Consider the following 15,692-nt stretch of genomic DNA (forward strand, 5'->3'; position numbering starts at 1 on the left):
TTTAATATATTACCATAAAAAAGCCGATTACAATAATGTAAACGGCTCCATTTATTATTTATTGAGTTAGCTTCGATCAATTTATGAGCAATTACTATACAGTCTCATATACTAATATACAAACATTTATTCTGAACGACGCATAATTTTTTCTATCTTTTTTCCTTTTGCTAATTCATCTACGATTTTATCTAAATACCTCACCTTCCGTGTTAGCTGGTTTTCTATTTCTTCAACACGATAGCCACAAATGACACCAGTAATCAACGTTGCGTTCGAATTAAGATTCGCCTGATCGAAGAAGATTTCAAAAGTCACTTTCTCATCAATTTGCTGCTGCAACGTCACATCATCAAATCCAGTTAGCCATTGAATCACCCGATGTAACTCTTCTTTAGTTCGGCCTTTCTTTACAACTTTTGCGACATAATGAGGATAAACGGATGCGAAAAGCATTTTAGCGATACGTTCATCCTGTGTACTCTTGATTTTCATTAATTTAGTCATTTTATGATATACCCTTACCGACTTTAGATTTATTGCTACCTTATTATTTCTATGACTGCTATAAAGATCAATGACTAAGTTAAATCTTATTCAAAATTTCCCTTTGGTTCCCAAAGTTCAATTACATTACCTTCAGGATCTAATATATGTACGAATTTACCGTATTCAAATTCTGAAATTTCATCGACCATAGTCACATCTTCTTTTTTTAATTCCTCAACCAAAGCGACGAGATTATCCACCCGATAATTAATCATAAATGGCTTAGTAGAAGGTTTAAAATATTCAGACTCTTTAGGAAAAGTACACCAAGTGGTATTGCCCTTTTTAGAGGTATCATCAACATCTCTCCATTCAAAATTAGCACCATACTCGCTAGTAACTATTCCAAGATTTTTGGCATACCAATTATTTATCGCCTCCGGATCGTCACATTTGAAGAATACCCCTCCTAATCCAGTTACTTTTTTCATAATTATAAAATCATTTGCTAATGGCTAATCATTAAATATTCAGAATAAATATAAAAAAAATGAGTTAAACATCTCTAGAAAAAAAACACATCACCTCCATCATACAGATAGAAGTGATGTATTAAATTAAAACTATAATATTAGTATTATACTGCCAAAGCTTCCCTCACTGCTGCTGCCAATGTCGTAGTAGGACGACCAATTAAAGATGACAATTGTTTATTATTATCGTACAAATCTCCTTTTGATGCACCAACATCAAAACTTGCAAAAGCCGCCGCTAAACCTTCTGGCAAACCAGCACCTATTAGTGCAGCGGTGTACTCAGCCTCACTTAAATTTTGATATGGAATCGTTTTACCTGTTTGTTTAGATATTTCAGCAGCTAAATCTGCAAGTGTATATGCCTCGTCACCTACTAATTCATATACTTTACCTTGCTCATTAGAACTTGTTAAAACAACTGCAGCTGCTTCAGCATAATCTGCTCGGGCAGCTGATGAAATTTGCCCCTCACCCGCACTACCAATTAAAACTCCGTGGGTAATGGCAGCTGGAACTGATGCCGTATAATTTTCCGTATACCATCCATTGCGTAGAATAGTATAAGGTATACCAGATGATTGAAGAGCTTTCTCTGTAAGTAAATGTTCTTCTGCTAAGCTCAAGGAAGATGTATCAGCATGTAAAAGACTAGTATATACAATCCACTTCACTCCTGCTTCTTGAGCTGCAAGGATCACATTTTCATGCTGAGTTTTCCGCTGCCCTATTTCATTACCAGATATTAACAATAAATGATCAATACCTTGCAATGATCCGCTCAAAGTCTCAGGTTTATCATAATCAAATATACGCGATTCAACTCCTAACTCAGCTGCCTTTTGAGTGTTGCGTACCAAAGCAACTATATGATCAGCTGCTACTTTTTCTTTTAATTGTTTTACCACTAGACGTCCTAGATGTCCGGTCGCTCCTGTAATTCCTATTTTCATAAATCTTTATATTGTAATAAAATTTGTTACATTTAAAGTCAAAAAAAAATCAACGAAATTTTTTTGCAAAATTTTCTAATGATATGCCTCTTAATGAACGAATAACCAGTTGGTCTGTTTCAGCATACAACTTCTCCAACTCCCCATTAATCCTTTTACCAACTGGACAATTGGGATTAGGACTTAAATTCTTTTTACCTAATATTTCCGAATTCTTCACCGCGACATAAATATCGGCTAGTGATATATCTTCGCTAGGCTTATTTAACATTGACCCACCTACTTTGCCCTTACGTCCTACGACAAAGCCAGCATCTTGCAGCGTACTCAATTCTTTTCTGACCATCGCCGCATTAATATTAATACTTCCTGCAATCCAATCCGAATTTACCCAATTATCCCCACTATCGGCCAATAAAGTCAATATATGTAATGCCGTTGAAAATCGTGTGTTATTCATATCGTCAACAAATGTAATCAGATTATTTATATTGTAATAATTTATATTACAATTAGATTTAAAAATGACATTTAATTTATAAATCGATGTATTTACCCCCTGTGAGAGATTATGCAGATGCTCCTACATTTTAGTAAATTGATTACAATCATTAACATATTAATGCTCATAATCAATCTACTATAATAGTTCATCATTTTTCACTACAGGATTATTAAGATCATGTTTAACATTTTCTGCCCAAATTTAAAACTCCTTTTCAAAAGTATAGCTAGGCTGTTAATCATGATCAGTACGTTTACAATTAACGACTACCTGTAGTAATCACGATCTCATTACTATTTACAAGATCATGATGAGAGACTTTAAATCCTTTTGATTTTTTTCCATCTATAGCAATGTTTTTAATATAGCATTCCACTCCTTGACGCTCACGTCTAATAATTAATTTATCCTTTCCATGATGATACTTAGCATCCAAATGAATGGTTACTTTATCAAACACTGGTGTCACTACCGTATATTCAGGTCTTCCTGGACAAAGGGGATAAATCCCCATCATATTCATAGAAGCCCAAGTAGACATCGTACCGGTATCATCATTTCCAGGTATACCCGCTGCTGTATTTTTAAAATGAGTATTTAATATTTCCGTTACTAATTTTTGAGTACGCCATTCTTCACCCTCTATTTCAGAAAAGATATGTGGGTACAGCATATCAGGTTCATTGGTCACATCAAAATAGCCTTTATCAAAAGTAGCCTGAAGTTTTTCAACAAAATTACGCTTACCGCCCATTAATTTCACTAAGCCAGGAATATCATGCGGAATAGCGAAAGTATAATTCCATGCATTTCCCTCATGAAAACCTGGATTGGGCTCAAAATTAGCGCCTTGTAAAGGATCAAAAGGAGTTAAAAAAGTTCCATCTGGAAGTATAGGTCTGAATGTTCCGTAATCTTTAGAATAATAATGCTGATAACCTTTCGCACGCTCCGCAAATAATTTTGCATCTTCCTTCTTACCTAATGACGCCGCAAACTGCGAAAGATTCCAGTCTGCAAGATAATATTCTATCGAGTGAGAAACAGAATTATCAAATGCTGCACGGAGAGGTACATATCCATACTTGACATAATCAGCATTGTCAGGTCTTATTTTATTTGTACTATCCACGCATGTGGCAGATTTATAAAAAGCATCATAAGCTGCTTGATAATCGTAATCCCGAATACCTTTCATCCAAGCATCAACAATAACAGGAATAGCAGGATCGCCATCCATCGTATAGGACTCTCGGCCATATAATTCCCACTTAGGCATCCATCCACTCTCCTTGTAAATATCAATCATCGATTTTATCATTTCAGTTTGACGATCTGGAAACAGTAAACTCATCAAGGGTTGAACATTTCTATAAGTATCCCAAAGTGAAAAAACAGTGTATCGATTACCATTTGTATGGAGCGTTTCTCTACTCTCCATCGCTGGATATTGACCATTGAAATCTTGTAAAATATTAGGATGAATGAGCGCATGATACAATGCTGTATAAAAAACAGTTTTCTGATCATCTGTACCACCTTCCACTTCTATTTTAGATAGATCTTCATTCCATTTTTTAGCAGCCGCTGTCTTGATCTGATCAAATCCTCCACTAGGTTGCTCCTGCTCCAGATTTTCTCTTGCATTCGCTATACTAACAAAAGAAACCCCTAGCTGAACTTCAATTTGTTCATTTTCTATTGTTTCAAAGCTCAAAAATGCCCCAATATCATCACCCGAAAGTTCATTTTGATACGATGTAAAAAGTTTATATTTTCCCGCATCTTTATTCCATTCATTTTCCCAAGCATCACCTGATCGCTGAAATTTCCAATATCCTTTCTGAATTGGTTTCTTACTTAAACGCATAACAAAATAAATAGGATATACAGCCTGATTATTTACATAGCAAAACGATCCCAACAACTTTGATCCTTCGATCTCATGATCATTTACAAATCGCATAGTAGCCCCCGTTTCATTAGTAAGCCCTTCTCCTAAATTTAATAAAATATGGCTTTTGCCTTTAGGAAATGTAAATCTTGAAATTCCTGTTCTAAGTGAAGCAGTTGCTTCAGTTTTAACACCATACTTTTCCAAATAATTAGAATAGTATCCTGGCGAAGCATGCTCATCCTTGTAAGTGCTTCCGTAATTTTTATAATCTACCTGAAGATCCCCTGTAGTAGGCATCAACAAAAGACTTCCCATATCTGGACACCCCACACCACTTAGGTTAACATGAGAAAATCCAGTGAAAAATTTATTATGATACTCATAAGGAGTTGACCACCATTGTGCATCCTTATTAAATTTATTCAAAGATGATCCCATCACATTAAAGGGAGAAACATTCATTAAGCCCTGCGGAACCTGAGCCCCAGGATTTGTAGTACCATAGTTTGTGGTTCCAATAAAAGGATTGACAAAGTCAATAGGTTTTTTTTGCGCAACAGCATATTGTAGCATGAAAATAAAGAGCAGAACGGAACTGATTTTCTGCCAATTTATAAATTTATAGACAGCATGTATCGCTATCCAAGATTTCAAAGGTATTCTACAATCGTTTAAAGTAAGTAAGATTTTTATGTTCATTGATTTGTTATAAAAAGTATTATTTGTTTATTTTATAATCATGTAGTTTCATGCTTATAGTTCACTTATCAAAGTTTCCATCTTGACAAGCACTATCCTCCATTAAAGCTTTTCTCATCATTTTTCAACATACATTTTAACTGAATTATTTAACGTAGTTCCTATTATTTTCAATTGTAAAATCATCACTATCCGACTATATTGATCCCAACCATAACTTTCCTCCCTGCTTCTCTCAAAAGCATAGTATGAGATAATAGCAATTCATATAAAAAATCAGTCTAGATGCATCATAAAAGAATAGAAATAGATATGATATATCCAATCTACAATAATAAGGATTATATTACAAGATCACACAATACAGTAAGTAGTGAACTCTTTATACCGTTAAAATACTGTTAAACATTATAAAAAAGTGTATTGCACAAAAGTGTTCACTATAGAATTAAAAATGATTGATAGGAAAAGGAAAATTTTCTTGTCCTATGCTAAGCATATTAAAAAAAAATAAAACTAAAATTGTTAATATTTATTATTGATTATATAAACAGTAAAAGACACCTTTACATTATATATACCTGGATATCAAAATCTAAAAAATTATTAAATTATGAAAACAATTATAAAAGTTATACTAACACTAAGTGCGGGTATAATCCTACCATTCACGGCACTAGCTGTTTCAGATAGTAATAATACAGCTATATTGCAAACATCAATTCGAAAAGCTAGTCCTATTACAATTTTAAATCCTCATGGAAATATTGATTCATTACTGCAATATTTTCAATACACCACCCAGTTGTTACAAAACAATATTTCCGGACTTAGTGAAGCGCAACTACAATTTAGCCCTGGAGAAGGTAAATGGTCTATCAGTCAATGTTTAGAACACATTATTCGCTCAGAGAAAATGTTATTTGACATGGCCCAAAAAGAACTAGCAAAAACTGCACAACCTCAACGAAAAAACGAAGTAAAAACAACTGATCAAGATTTAATTACGATGATGACCGATCGAAGTCAAAAATTTCAAGCTCCCAAGGAGTTGCAACCTACAGGAAAGTATAACAATAGCAGTATCGCAATGAGCGACTTCACTGCAGCACGAGAACCTGTAGTGCAATATATTAAAAGAGCTAATCTTGATGATCTACGCAATCACATTAGTGAGTATCCGACCGGTATAGTCGATGGTTACCAAAATCTGCTCTTTATTGCAGCACACTGCGCTAGACACATTAAACAAATAGAAGAAGTAAAGAAAAATCCAAATTTTCCTAAAAAATAAATGATGAGAACTAAAACCTATCAGATCAATATCAAAGCACCCGTTGAACAAGTCTTTTATAAAATGCTTGATAGACCCACTTATAAATTATGGACAGCTGAATTCCAACCCACTTCAGATTACGAAGGCGGATGGAACAAAGGAGATAAAATTTATTTTATCGGCATCAATAAAGAAGGAAAAAGAGAAGGAATGATCGCCAAAATTGCGGAACATATTCCAAATAAATTTATTTCTATAGCTCATTACGGAATACTACATGGGGATACAGAAATTTTAGAAGGACCTGCAGTAGAAGGTTGGACAGGCTGTACTGAAAATTATCACTTTGAGGAGCAAGATGATGTTACTACAGTCACCGTTAAAGTGGATGTCATGGATCAATATCTAACTTATTTTGACGAAACATGGCCTAAAGCTTTAGCCCGTCTAAAACAAATCTGCGAATAAAGGTGGTCCATGTTTTTGATGAATATTATGAGAACATAGTCGAGCACAATAAAAGTTGCTTACTTGCACTGCGCAAGATAATTCTACAACAGGATACGCTAATCAAAGAAGCGCAGAAATGGGGCATGCCCTGTTTCTGCTATAAAAATAGGATATTTTGTTAACTATCTATGGATCGTCACAAGTAAAATCATATACATGATCAATTCCTGAGAAAAAAATTCAATCGATCCATAATCTTAACTCCACAACGTTTTGTCTGTTTAAAAATTAAGGACAACCCAAAGTTGAATCCTGAAACAAAAAGCATCAACTATACAAACACATTAGCAATACAAAAGGACAGCTCTAAGGGGAGATTAGAAACAGCTATTATGAATTTGCGATTACACTTGAGTAATACAGCAAAGAGCCTATCTACACACCTTGCATAGTCACAAACCATCCAATAAATACCCAGTTGCTTTAATATCATTAATATGGCTAAGACTCTCTACAAATAGCTTAATCGTTATGACATAAAATTTTTACATAGTAAAATGAATTATTGGTCTATAAATTGATTATATTATGTCATGGCAAAATTTTTAAAAATAGTATTCATATTAGCAATTATTACTGTCTTAGGTTGGTTGGTTTGGTCAAAGCTTGAAAATAAAACCACAACAGTAACGACACATCAGCTTTTGATCGAGCGCATCGAAGCAATGGGCAAACTAGAACTGGTCAAATACAGATTGAGTGATGTACTTGAACATAAAAACGTTTCCACATTCTTACCCGATGCGAGCGTTCTTTTGATCATCAAAGCAGATGCCGTAGGCTGTATCGATTTGACAAAAGTAAAATCAGAAGATATCCAAGTTTATGGAGACTCTGTTGCAATGAAACTACCTAAACCCGAAATTTGTTACATCAAGATCGATCATAAATCTTCACGTGTATATGATACCAAGATGGCATTTTTCCGAGAAGCAGATCTCGTAGACGAAGCCTATAAAAATGCAGAAAAGGAAATTGCATCAGAAGTTAAAAAGTCCGACATCTTACTACAGACCCGCACAAATGCGCTGAATGTATTTACACCACTATTAAAAAGTTTAGGTTTCAATAAGGTGAGCCTTTCATTTGAAGAATAAAACCGTAGGTTCCACCCGTTTGCAATTTACGTTCGAAATCTCTAGGAGATAGCGTAACAGTACATTGAACATATAAAAGTAGCAGTACGGTAGAGGCATTTTATATAGGACCTGCCCAAGATCTAGACAGTATTATTACTGAAGCAGATCCAGACCATACGGCACTAAAAGTTTACAAAGAGCTAGGCATTGAAATTATTTAAATCTGCACACTCAGTGATAAATGCTACAAGTTTTATCTACGACCTACACCCATTATCTTTATAATTTACTCCATATTAAGCAGTTAAAGTTTCCATTTATTAAGAAATCATATATATATATTTACCTACCCAATTCTAAAACCATCTGAATATTACATCTTTTATATGGCGTGGCTCGTCCTACAATTTTTTGGAATCCGAGCTTATGATATAAATTGATAGCAGGTTTCAGAATGGTATTACTCTCTAAGTATATATTTGCAGCACCTAATTCTTTAGCTTTGTTTACGACAGCTTGACCAAGCAAAAATCCTAAATTTTTACCCTGTGCTCTTGGAGATACAGCCATTTTTGCCATTTCAAAATCATAATCTCTATCCTTCATTTTAATAAGAGCACAAACACCCACTGGTTCATGATGATAAAGAGCGACTAAAATAGCCCCACCTTGATCTAAGATGTATTCTTGAGGATGCTCTAGAGCTCGGTAATCAGCTTCTTCCATCTCAAAATAAGTAGAAATCCATTCTTCATTAAGAGATCTAAAAGCTAATTGGTGTTCAGCTTGATAAGGTACAATTTGTACTGCTTTACTTTCACGTATCTTTTTTTGTTCTTTTACTCTTTTTAACAATGATTTTTGTTCCAAAAGCACCTCCCACTCTTCAATTGCTTCCCAAAGATTATGAGTAGCTTCTCCTATAACAGTTTCGATTGCTGCATCCACGTCGCTACATGAAATTTTTATTGTTTCACTGAGATTTTTTCCTTTATCAGTTAAGCCCACAACATTTCTACGTTTATCTCGTGATGATAAATTATCTTCAACAAGTCCAGCCTGAGCCATTTCTCTGATTATTTTAGTAACAGAAGGTTGCGAATGTCCAATTTCATAAGCAAGATCAGTAATCGTTTTTTCTCCTTCTTCAGACAAAATAAAGAATACAGGAAACCACTTTGGAAGAAACTCCACATGATAAAGTTCATATATCTGAGCAGCATCTTCGGTGACCTTATTAGTCAATAATCGCAATCTACTTCCCATAGCCATTTTTCCCGTCTTATTAAAGAAATTCATAAAACTATTTTTAAAAAATTTATATTACATAACCAGTTATGTAACTGGTTATGTAAAATTACAAAAATATTTCCCTGATCCCAATAAGATACAGGACTTACATTACTTAAAAATTTCCTGATGCTCCAAAAATAAGTGAGCTCAATCTTTTTGTAAGCTTTAATTAAAACCTATTAATAGACTAGGTTACTCATAAAAATGAGATAAAAAAACTCAGTGTAACACAAATTTATGGAAGATATCTTTCTTTACAGATTATTTTCTATGTTAAAATGAGCACAATAGAGAATAAGTATAACATCACGACAATCCCCCCATTATAAAGACTTTTAAAATCCATATATGCAAATATAAAATTTTTACGCATTAGCAAATACGAGTATCCACCCAAAAATTATCCCGTGTCTGTAATATAGATTCAGGCGTAACTCGATTTAAGACATACGATTTATCATCAATTTGCAATTCTTTGCAATCGATGTCATCTTCCACAAACAACATTCTCAAAATGGCATTACTTTCACTAGCTCGAATGTCCGATTCAACCATTTTTGTATCGTTTGAAATAAACCAGCTTTTAGCCTCTTCTTTATTGAAAAATTTCAGATACATGAGACATGAATCAAATTCTCCCAATTCTTTAACTGCGTGTTCAGGATAGAAACTTCGAATATATTCTTCATATAGATCTCGTCGATCATGTCGCAATGCAAAATTTCTAATAATCAATCGCTGTGGATTACAATCTATACTAAATTTATGGGGATTTTCTAGAAAGCCATAATACTTATTGTATCGCACAAGACATGCATCCAAACTTTTTTTAATATTGTCCATAAGAACTAGCTTATTACTTATATATATAACAATCAAATGCTTATAGTGTTTAATGATTATATTGAGCATCTTCAATGAAGCCATAGTTCCCTATATCTATGGTTTTTTATGATCGTTTTTACAGGATAAGCCTTATCTTTACTCAGATCATAGTACACCAGTCCGCTGCACAAAAAATATCTAATGACAAAGTATCTATCAGTATTCATTGCAATTATTTTCTCGTCGTATAACGCGTATTCTCAAAAAGCAATTATCCTTGGACAAAGAGATCATATACATTCTACAGTACTTGGAGAAAACAGAACAATCAATATATATTTACCAGAAAATTATAGTGCTACCGACACGATCAAATACCCCATTATTTATATATTAGATGGTGGTGTAGAAGAAGATTTTATTCATCTAGTTGGGATCGTTCGTTATTATACACAACCGTGGATTGCGCAATTTCCAAAATCAATTATTGTTGGGATCGAAAATACGAATAGAAAAAGAGATTTCACCTTTGCAGTTCCCAACCTCGACTTCCTGGAAAAAGAAGGTTTTAAGAAAGAAAATTTTTCTCAGTATGGAAAATCAGCAGCATACATTGCATTTCTGGAAAGAGAACTACAGCCCTACATGGAAAATAAATATCATGCAAATACAGATCGTACCATTATTGGAGAATCATTAGCAGGTCTGTTAGCATCTGAAATTCTAGTGAAGAAGCCCCATTTGTTTAGTAAGTATATCATTATAGCACCAAGCCTGTGGTGGGGAGAACAAAAGTTATTACATGAATCTAAAGATGCATTACATGCTCATGTCAACAACCCATTAAACGTCTATTTAGGAGTTCCTAATAAAGATGAAGACGTCAAAATGTACAAGGAATCAATCAACTTTTATAAGATGTTGAAACAAACCAATAACATCAATGTATGTTTTGACTATTTACCACAAGAATTGCACGCAACAATTGTTCACCAAGCCGTATACAATGCATTTAAAAAATTATACCCAAAGAAATAAATTGGTTATCTTTCCCTATGCGATCTACCCTATTGATTTATTGACAGCTTATATTCCAATAACATATATGAGTAGAAATTAGCACTGTAAATTAAAAAGAAAAAATTATAGAATCGGCCCTTTCACCGATCATAAGCATTGCTTACAGACAATAAATTATGAGTATAAAAATGATATTATACCCTCATTTCGAAAAGTGTAAATGAATTATTTCGATAATGCGCTGGCATATCAGTATTTCCTTGAAGCGCAATAGTAGCTACTATGTTAAAACCGCATTGCTCATAATAATGGTTCAGTCGTTCATTACCTGCGGTAGTATCCATTCTTATAAATTCTTTTTGCTTTTGTTTAGCTATTATTTTTACAAAATCAATGATCTTGACAACAAAATTTTGACCTCTAAAAAGTGGATTAGTAGCAATACGATGAATATAAATCGCCGGTTCTTTATTTTTTTCTTCCCAAATAATTGGATCAGAGTCAGCGAGTAGAAAAACACAAGCAACTTGTTTGTCTATCACAATTTTATACTGCTGCCCCCTTCTAATTTCCTCTAGTACAGTCCGCTCTTCAAATCCCAACCAATTCACTTTGCCTAAGGCATGCTGATAGGCAATCGCTTTATCGTACAATTCCATGTGGGCAACCAAATCTTCGATACTACTTTTTTCTATTCTCATGAGTCTTCAAATCTTGTTGTAAAACTTGCATCAGCTTATAAATATAGATGATTTGATATGAACAAAGAATAATCTTAAATTTTTTCTGTCACATTATAATTTTATCTTTGATCTATGACAATTGAGGAACTAAAAGAATATTTTGATTCTGCATCATTACCGGATGAAATACAGATAACAGTTGATATGCATATCTTCGATATGCCCAAGTTTCTACAAGCCAATATAGCTGCTTTAGAACGTTGGAATAAAGAATTAGAAAAATGTCCTTCGTATCATCGTCTGATAAATTTAAAAAAAGCACTTGAAAGTCAATAATTGCTAATATCGATGCGATATCATTTACCGCTTCGATATTATTCCTGCAATAAACTGTGCTGTGAAGCTGTAAAAATATTTCTAAATACGATGTTCATCTCCTTTTCTCGCTGTGCAGCTTCAATACCACAAAGTGGAAATAATTGCATCACATGATCTTTAATACTGGATACGAAGCTCCGACTTTCAATGGCAATCCTGTTATAAATAATAGCATTGTCCATTTCTTTTTCTAGATTGCTCCAAGATTGCTCTGCCAATTGATATATGACATCTCTTCGTTTATTAAAATCATCTTGTATCTTATCCAATCGTTTAAAATAAAGCTTTCCTTTATCCTTTAACCATACTTCATCCTGAGATTTCACAATAAAATACCTTTCAACCAGATCAATAAAGCGCTTGTACATACCGATAAAATTAACTAGTAATGTTAATTCGGCAAGCGGAATAAAAGGATACTGGTACAAAAGCTGAGGCCACGTACTTTTCGATTCATTAATCACAAAACTACGTGAATCTTTCACAAAAAGATTTTCGACCGAGAAGCTATGGCTTGCAGTACATTCCAAGCCAAACGTATCCCAATCGTAATGAATCAATACATCATTACGATCGAAAAAGAAAGAATATATAAGCTGTTGATCATTTTCGTCCAATACCGGTATACCCTTTTCAGTGATGACACAATTTGCTGTAAAATGAGTCAGATGTGGGGCACCGGTAGCATATTTCCAATGACCTTTAATCCGATACCCACCTTGTTCGCGCTCAGCATATCCAGATGCACGACCACTTCCACCAAGGCACACTTGCGAATTCTGAAAGATCTCTTTGCCAATTTTTGGGTCGATAAATCCGACAAACAAATTAGCTCCCGAGCACAAAGTAATGGTCCAAGCTAAACCACCATCGTGATAAGCCAATTCCTCCAACAATTGCATTCCTTCTAACAAAGAAAATTCCAAACCGCCAAGACATTTAGGCACCCATATCTTAAACCATTTCTCAGAGATACTTAAATCCAGTTGTGCTGCAGTCATAGCTTTACAATTAATTGCATGCTGTTGCTGGTCTTTTATAAGATTAATGTGAGTTTGATTCATGATCATATATAAATTCACTTTTGAGGATTCTTTTCCAGTTAAAATAACCAAAGAAAGCCATGACAAATAAAAACAAAGTTAAAGCCGCAAACAAGAACAGATCTTTATGGTACAGCAATGGTATTGCCATAAAATTGCTAATATTTAATAAAATCCAATTCTCGATCTTTCGCTTGGCCAGTAGCCACATTCCCGCCCATGCTGTACAGGACACAAGCGCATCCCACAAAGGAACATCAGAGTCTGTAGCATGCAATAATCCGAAATAAAATACAATAAAACCAATGATACAAATCAATGATACTACGATCCAATCATTTTTTGATGATCGCGTGATGACATGATGATCTGTACGGTTTTGTTGCCAATACATCCAACCATAGATACTCATCAGTAGGTAGTACATATTTAAGGCTATTTCACCATATAATTTCGCGAAAAACAGAACGTAAATTGACATTAATATACCACAAATACCAAAAAGATAATTGATAGATTTATTAGATTTAGCGAACCAAACTTGTAAAACACCAAAGCCAACGGCTAACCATTCAGGCAAAGATGTCGCTTTGATCTGCTGTAAAAAATCGTATAAAATTTGATTTAACTGCATTTAAAATATGTGTAAGATAAAATAATACACACTTATGAAATAGCTATAAATGCAAGATTTTTGAAATTAAATATCCCTACGCCAGCATTATCTGGATCAGGTATATAACAAGAATTGCTCAGGGTATTGAGCAATTCTTGTTATTTGGGTATAATCTCAGCCTGTACCAGTACATTTACTGCAAGCACCCCATAAGTATGGTTAAAAGAAATTAATCTTTAAAATTCTCAAGCTTTAATGCAGTATGTGTGCGCTTTCTAGTCGCTACACAAAGCTCTGCATCATCATTTAATGATTGTCCGTGCGTCGGGATCATTTCTCGCAATTTTTTGCGATATTCATCTGCTTTAGCACGTTCTGGAAAACATCTTTTCAGAAGTTTGATCATGATAGCTACAGAAGTAGAGGCACCTGGTGAGGCACCTAGCAACGCTGCAATAGAACCATCTGCAGAAGAGACAACCTCCGTTCCAAATTCTAGCACACCACCATGTTTAGCATCCTTTTTGATCACTTGTACACGCTGGCCAGCAACTTCTATTTTCCAATCCTCTAATTGCGCTGTTGGCATAAACTGTTTCAAAGCATCTAATTTATCTTTGGGACTTTTCATCACCTCAGATATTAAATATTTTGTAAGATCCATATTGTCACGTCCTACAGATAGCATCGGTTTAATATTTGATAACTTGATCGAAGCAGGTAAATCAAAATAAGAACCTTGTTTTAAAAATTTAGTAGAAAAACCAGCATATGGTCCAAACAACAAAGCCTGTTTACCATCTATATAACGTGTATCAAGGTGTGGCACAGACATAGGAGGAGCACCAATAGAGGCTTTACCATATACTTTCGCATGATGATCTTTGATGACATCTTCATTGACACAGCGTAACCACTGACCACCAACAGGAAATCCTCCATAACCTTTAGATTCAGGAATACCCGATTTCTCTAGCAATAGTAAAGAGTGTCCACCAGCACCTATAAAAACAAATTTAGCGTTGATTGATCTTTTTTCACCAGTTTTTAAATCCTTGACCTCCAATTCCCACGTACCATTGTCATTTCTATCAATGTCACGTACTTCTTGGGTAAGATGCAAGGTAATATTTTCTTTAGCATCCAAATGTTCAACCAAATCACGCGTCAACGCGCCAAAATTTACATCCGTGCCTAATATCATTTTCGTCGCAGCGATTTTATCATCGTCAGGACGACCTTTCATCATTAATGGAATCCATTCATTTAAAACCGCTTTATCCTCCGTATATTCCATGCCCTTGAACAAGTTATTCTCGGATAAAGCATCAAATCTCTTATGAAGGAAATCAATATCTTTTTCACCGAAAACAGCACTCATGTGCGGAACAGATCGAATAAAGTTTTCCGGTTTTTTGATAACTCCTTGATCAACCAAGTAAGTCCAAAATTGTTTAGATACTTCAAATTGTTCCGCAATACTGATTGCTTTATCAATTGAAACTGTACCATCCGCTTGTTGTGGGGTATAATTCAACTCACATAATGCAGAGTGACCAGTTCCTGCATTATTCCATGCATCTGAACTCTCTGCTGCAACAACATCCAAGCGCTCTAAAATCTCTATTTTAATATCTGGACTCAACTCATTAATAAGTGTGCCTAGAGTTGCGCTCATGATACCTGCGCCAATTAAAACGACGTCTACCTCTTTGGTATTTTTTGTTTTTTTACTCATGTCTTCGTGATTGATGCAAATTTAATATAGATTTTTATATTAACGCAATCCTTTTGTCAAAAAACTGTACTTTTTAAAACCACTTATTCAAAAATACCATACTATTATTAAGAATTCCCTAACCTGACTGTTTTAGCCATTTTTATTTAACATGC

Annotated in this window: 17 protein-coding genes and 1 riboswitch; of the genes, 6 read left to right on the forward strand and 11 right to left on the reverse strand. The window is 34.3% G+C overall.

The annotated features are described in order from the left end of the window. Nucleotides 1-126 precede the first annotated feature (126 nt). The 5 genes from MUB18_RS18440 to MUB18_RS18460 form a co-directional block, all read right to left on the reverse strand. Entirely contained in the window at nt 127-495 is a 369-nt protein-coding gene (locus tag MUB18_RS18440; RefSeq protein WP_248754183.1) for a DUF2200 domain-containing protein, read from the reverse strand. A gap of 98 nt (nt 496-593) precedes the next feature. Beyond that, entirely contained in the window at nt 594-980 is a 387-nt protein-coding gene (locus tag MUB18_RS18445) for a VOC family protein (protein ID WP_248754184.1), read from the reverse strand. Between the two features lie 146 nt (nt 981-1,126). Next, a complete protein-coding gene (locus tag MUB18_RS18450) occupies nt 1,127-1,975 on the reverse strand; it encodes an SDR family oxidoreductase (RefSeq protein ID WP_248754185.1) in 849 nt (282 codons plus the stop codon). A 49-nt stretch (nt 1,976-2,024) separates the two neighbouring features. Continuing rightward, a complete protein-coding gene (locus MUB18_RS18455; RefSeq protein WP_248754186.1) occupies nt 2,025-2,435 on the reverse strand; it encodes an Rrf2 family transcriptional regulator in 411 nt (136 codons plus the stop codon). 304 nt (nt 2,436-2,739) lie between these two features. Then, complete coding sequence (locus MUB18_RS18460) at nt 2,740-5,076, reverse strand: GH92 family glycosyl hydrolase (RefSeq protein ID WP_248754187.1); 2,337 nt, start codon at nt 5,074-5,076, stop codon at nt 2,740-2,742. Between the two features lie 613 nt (nt 5,077-5,689). Here MUB18_RS18460 and MUB18_RS18465 point away from each other — a divergent pair. The 4 genes from MUB18_RS18465 (at nt 5,690) to MUB18_RS18480 (ending at nt 7,959) form a co-directional block, all read left to right on the forward strand. Further along, complete coding sequence (locus tag MUB18_RS18465; RefSeq protein ID WP_248754188.1) at nt 5,690-6,370, forward strand: DinB family protein; 681 nt, start codon at nt 5,690-5,692, stop codon at nt 6,368-6,370. Beyond that, nucleotides 6,371-6,820: an SRPBCC domain-containing protein gene (locus MUB18_RS18470; protein WP_248754189.1), complete on the forward strand. Its 450-nt coding sequence runs from the start codon at nt 6,371-6,373 to the stop codon at nt 6,818-6,820. A gap of 2 nt (nt 6,821-6,822) precedes the next feature. Next, nucleotides 6,823-6,984 (forward strand): DUF1801 domain-containing protein, encoded by a 162-nt coding sequence (locus MUB18_RS18475; RefSeq protein WP_248754190.1) that lies wholly within the window; start codon nt 6,823-6,825, stop codon nt 6,982-6,984. 411 nt (nt 6,985-7,395) lie between these two features. Continuing rightward, a complete protein-coding gene (locus MUB18_RS18480) occupies nt 7,396-7,959 on the forward strand; it encodes a DUF4230 domain-containing protein (RefSeq protein ID WP_248754191.1) in 564 nt (187 codons plus the stop codon). Nucleotides 7,960-8,283: 324 nt separating this feature from the next. Here MUB18_RS18480 and MUB18_RS18485 read toward each other — a convergent pair whose 3' ends face one another. Beyond that, nucleotides 8,284-9,240: a helix-turn-helix domain-containing GNAT family N-acetyltransferase gene (locus MUB18_RS18485; RefSeq protein ID WP_248754192.1), complete on the reverse strand. Its 957-nt coding sequence runs from the start codon at nt 9,238-9,240 to the stop codon at nt 8,284-8,286. Nucleotides 9,241-9,606: 366 nt separating this feature from the next. Then, nucleotides 9,607-10,077 (reverse strand): hypothetical protein, encoded by a 471-nt coding sequence (locus tag MUB18_RS18490; RefSeq protein ID WP_248754193.1) that lies wholly within the window; start codon nt 10,075-10,077, stop codon nt 9,607-9,609. A gap of 183 nt (nt 10,078-10,260) precedes the next feature. Between MUB18_RS18490 and MUB18_RS18495 the strand changes: the two genes are divergently transcribed. Next, a complete protein-coding gene (locus MUB18_RS18495; RefSeq protein WP_248754194.1) occupies nt 10,261-11,097 on the forward strand; it encodes an alpha/beta hydrolase in 837 nt (278 codons plus the stop codon). Between the two features lie 176 nt (nt 11,098-11,273). Here the strand turns inward: MUB18_RS18495 and MUB18_RS18500 are convergent, their stop codons facing one another. After that, nucleotides 11,274-11,780, reverse strand: a complete 507-nt coding sequence (locus tag MUB18_RS18500) for a GNAT family N-acetyltransferase (RefSeq protein ID WP_248754195.1) — start codon at nt 11,778-11,780, stop codon at nt 11,274-11,276. A gap of 114 nt (nt 11,781-11,894) precedes the next feature. Between MUB18_RS18500 and MUB18_RS18505 the strand changes: the two genes are divergently transcribed. Continuing rightward, nucleotides 11,895-12,098, forward strand: a complete 204-nt coding sequence (locus MUB18_RS18505; RefSeq protein WP_248754196.1) for a DUF6965 family protein — start codon at nt 11,895-11,897, stop codon at nt 12,096-12,098. A gap of 38 nt (nt 12,099-12,136) precedes the next feature. Here MUB18_RS18505 and MUB18_RS18510 read toward each other — a convergent pair whose 3' ends face one another. The 3 genes from MUB18_RS18510 to MUB18_RS18520 all read right to left on the reverse strand — a co-directional run bounded on the left by MUB18_RS18510 (nt 12,137) and on the right by MUB18_RS18520 (nt 15,537). Next, entirely contained in the window at nt 12,137-13,204 is a 1,068-nt protein-coding gene (locus MUB18_RS18510; RefSeq protein WP_248754197.1) for an acyl-CoA dehydrogenase, read from the reverse strand. Beyond that, complete coding sequence (gene pnuC / locus MUB18_RS18515) at nt 13,185-13,817, reverse strand: nicotinamide riboside transporter PnuC (protein ID WP_248754198.1); 633 nt, start codon at nt 13,815-13,817, stop codon at nt 13,185-13,187. The genes MUB18_RS18510 and pnuC overlap by 20 nt, the downstream gene beginning before the upstream one ends. A 56-nt stretch (nt 13,818-13,873) precedes the next feature. Next, nucleotides 13,874-14,019, reverse strand: a riboswitch (TPP riboswitch). Between the two features lie 9 nt (nt 14,020-14,028). Next, nucleotides 14,029-15,537, reverse strand: coding sequence for a malate:quinone oxidoreductase (locus MUB18_RS18520; RefSeq protein ID WP_248754199.1), 1,509 nt, complete (start codon nt 15,535-15,537; stop codon nt 14,029-14,031). Nucleotides 15,538-15,692: the final 155 nt, after the last annotated feature.

Source organism: Sphingobacterium sp. PCS056 (genome assembly GCF_023273895.1).
Lineage (GTDB): Bacteria > Bacteroidota > Bacteroidia > Sphingobacteriales > Sphingobacteriaceae > Sphingobacterium.

Coding starts and splice junctions, on each gene's coding strand:
- MUB18_RS18440 (WP_248754183.1), bottom strand. CDS start 495: ATGAAAATCAAGAGTACACAGGATGAACGTATCGCTAAAATGCTTTTC.
- MUB18_RS18445 (WP_248754184.1), bottom strand. CDS start 980: ATGAAAAAAGTAACTGGATTAGGAGGGGTATTCTTCAAATGTGACGAT.
- MUB18_RS18450 (WP_248754185.1), bottom strand. CDS start 1,975: ATGAAAATAGGAATTACAGGAGCGACCGGACATCTAGGACGTCTAGTG.
- MUB18_RS18455 (WP_248754186.1), bottom strand. CDS start 2,435: ATGAATAACACACGATTTTCAACGGCATTACATATATTGACTTTATTG.
- MUB18_RS18460 (WP_248754187.1), bottom strand. CDS start 5,076: ATGAACATAAAAATCTTACTTACTTTAAACGATTGTAGAATACCTTTG.
- MUB18_RS18465 (WP_248754188.1), top strand. CDS start 5,690: ATGAAAACAATTATAAAAGTTATACTAACACTAAGTGCGGGTATAATC.
- MUB18_RS18470 (WP_248754189.1), top strand. CDS start 6,371: ATGATGAGAACTAAAACCTATCAGATCAATATCAAAGCACCCGTTGAA.
- MUB18_RS18480 (WP_248754191.1), top strand. CDS start 7,396: ATGGCAAAATTTTTAAAAATAGTATTCATATTAGCAATTATTACTGTC.
- MUB18_RS18485 (WP_248754192.1), bottom strand. CDS start 9,240: ATGAATTTCTTTAATAAGACGGGAAAAATGGCTATGGGAAGTAGATTG.
- MUB18_RS18490 (WP_248754193.1), bottom strand. CDS start 10,077: ATGGACAATATTAAAAAAAGTTTGGATGCATGTCTTGTGCGATACAAT.
- MUB18_RS18495 (WP_248754194.1), top strand. CDS start 10,261: ATGACAAAGTATCTATCAGTATTCATTGCAATTATTTTCTCGTCGTAT.
- MUB18_RS18500 (WP_248754195.1), bottom strand. CDS start 11,780: ATGAGAATAGAAAAAAGTAGTATCGAAGATTTGGTTGCCCACATGGAA.
- MUB18_RS18505 (WP_248754196.1), top strand. CDS start 11,895: ATGACAATTGAGGAACTAAAAGAATATTTTGATTCTGCATCATTACCG.
- MUB18_RS18510 (WP_248754197.1), bottom strand. CDS start 13,204: ATGAATCAAACTCACATTAATCTTATAAAAGACCAGCAACAGCATGCA.
- pnuC (WP_248754198.1), bottom strand. CDS start 13,817: ATGCAGTTAAATCAAATTTTATACGATTTTTTACAGCAGATCAAAGCG.
- MUB18_RS18520 (WP_248754199.1), bottom strand. CDS start 15,537: ATGAGTAAAAAAACAAAAAATACCAAAGAGGTAGACGTCGTTTTAATT.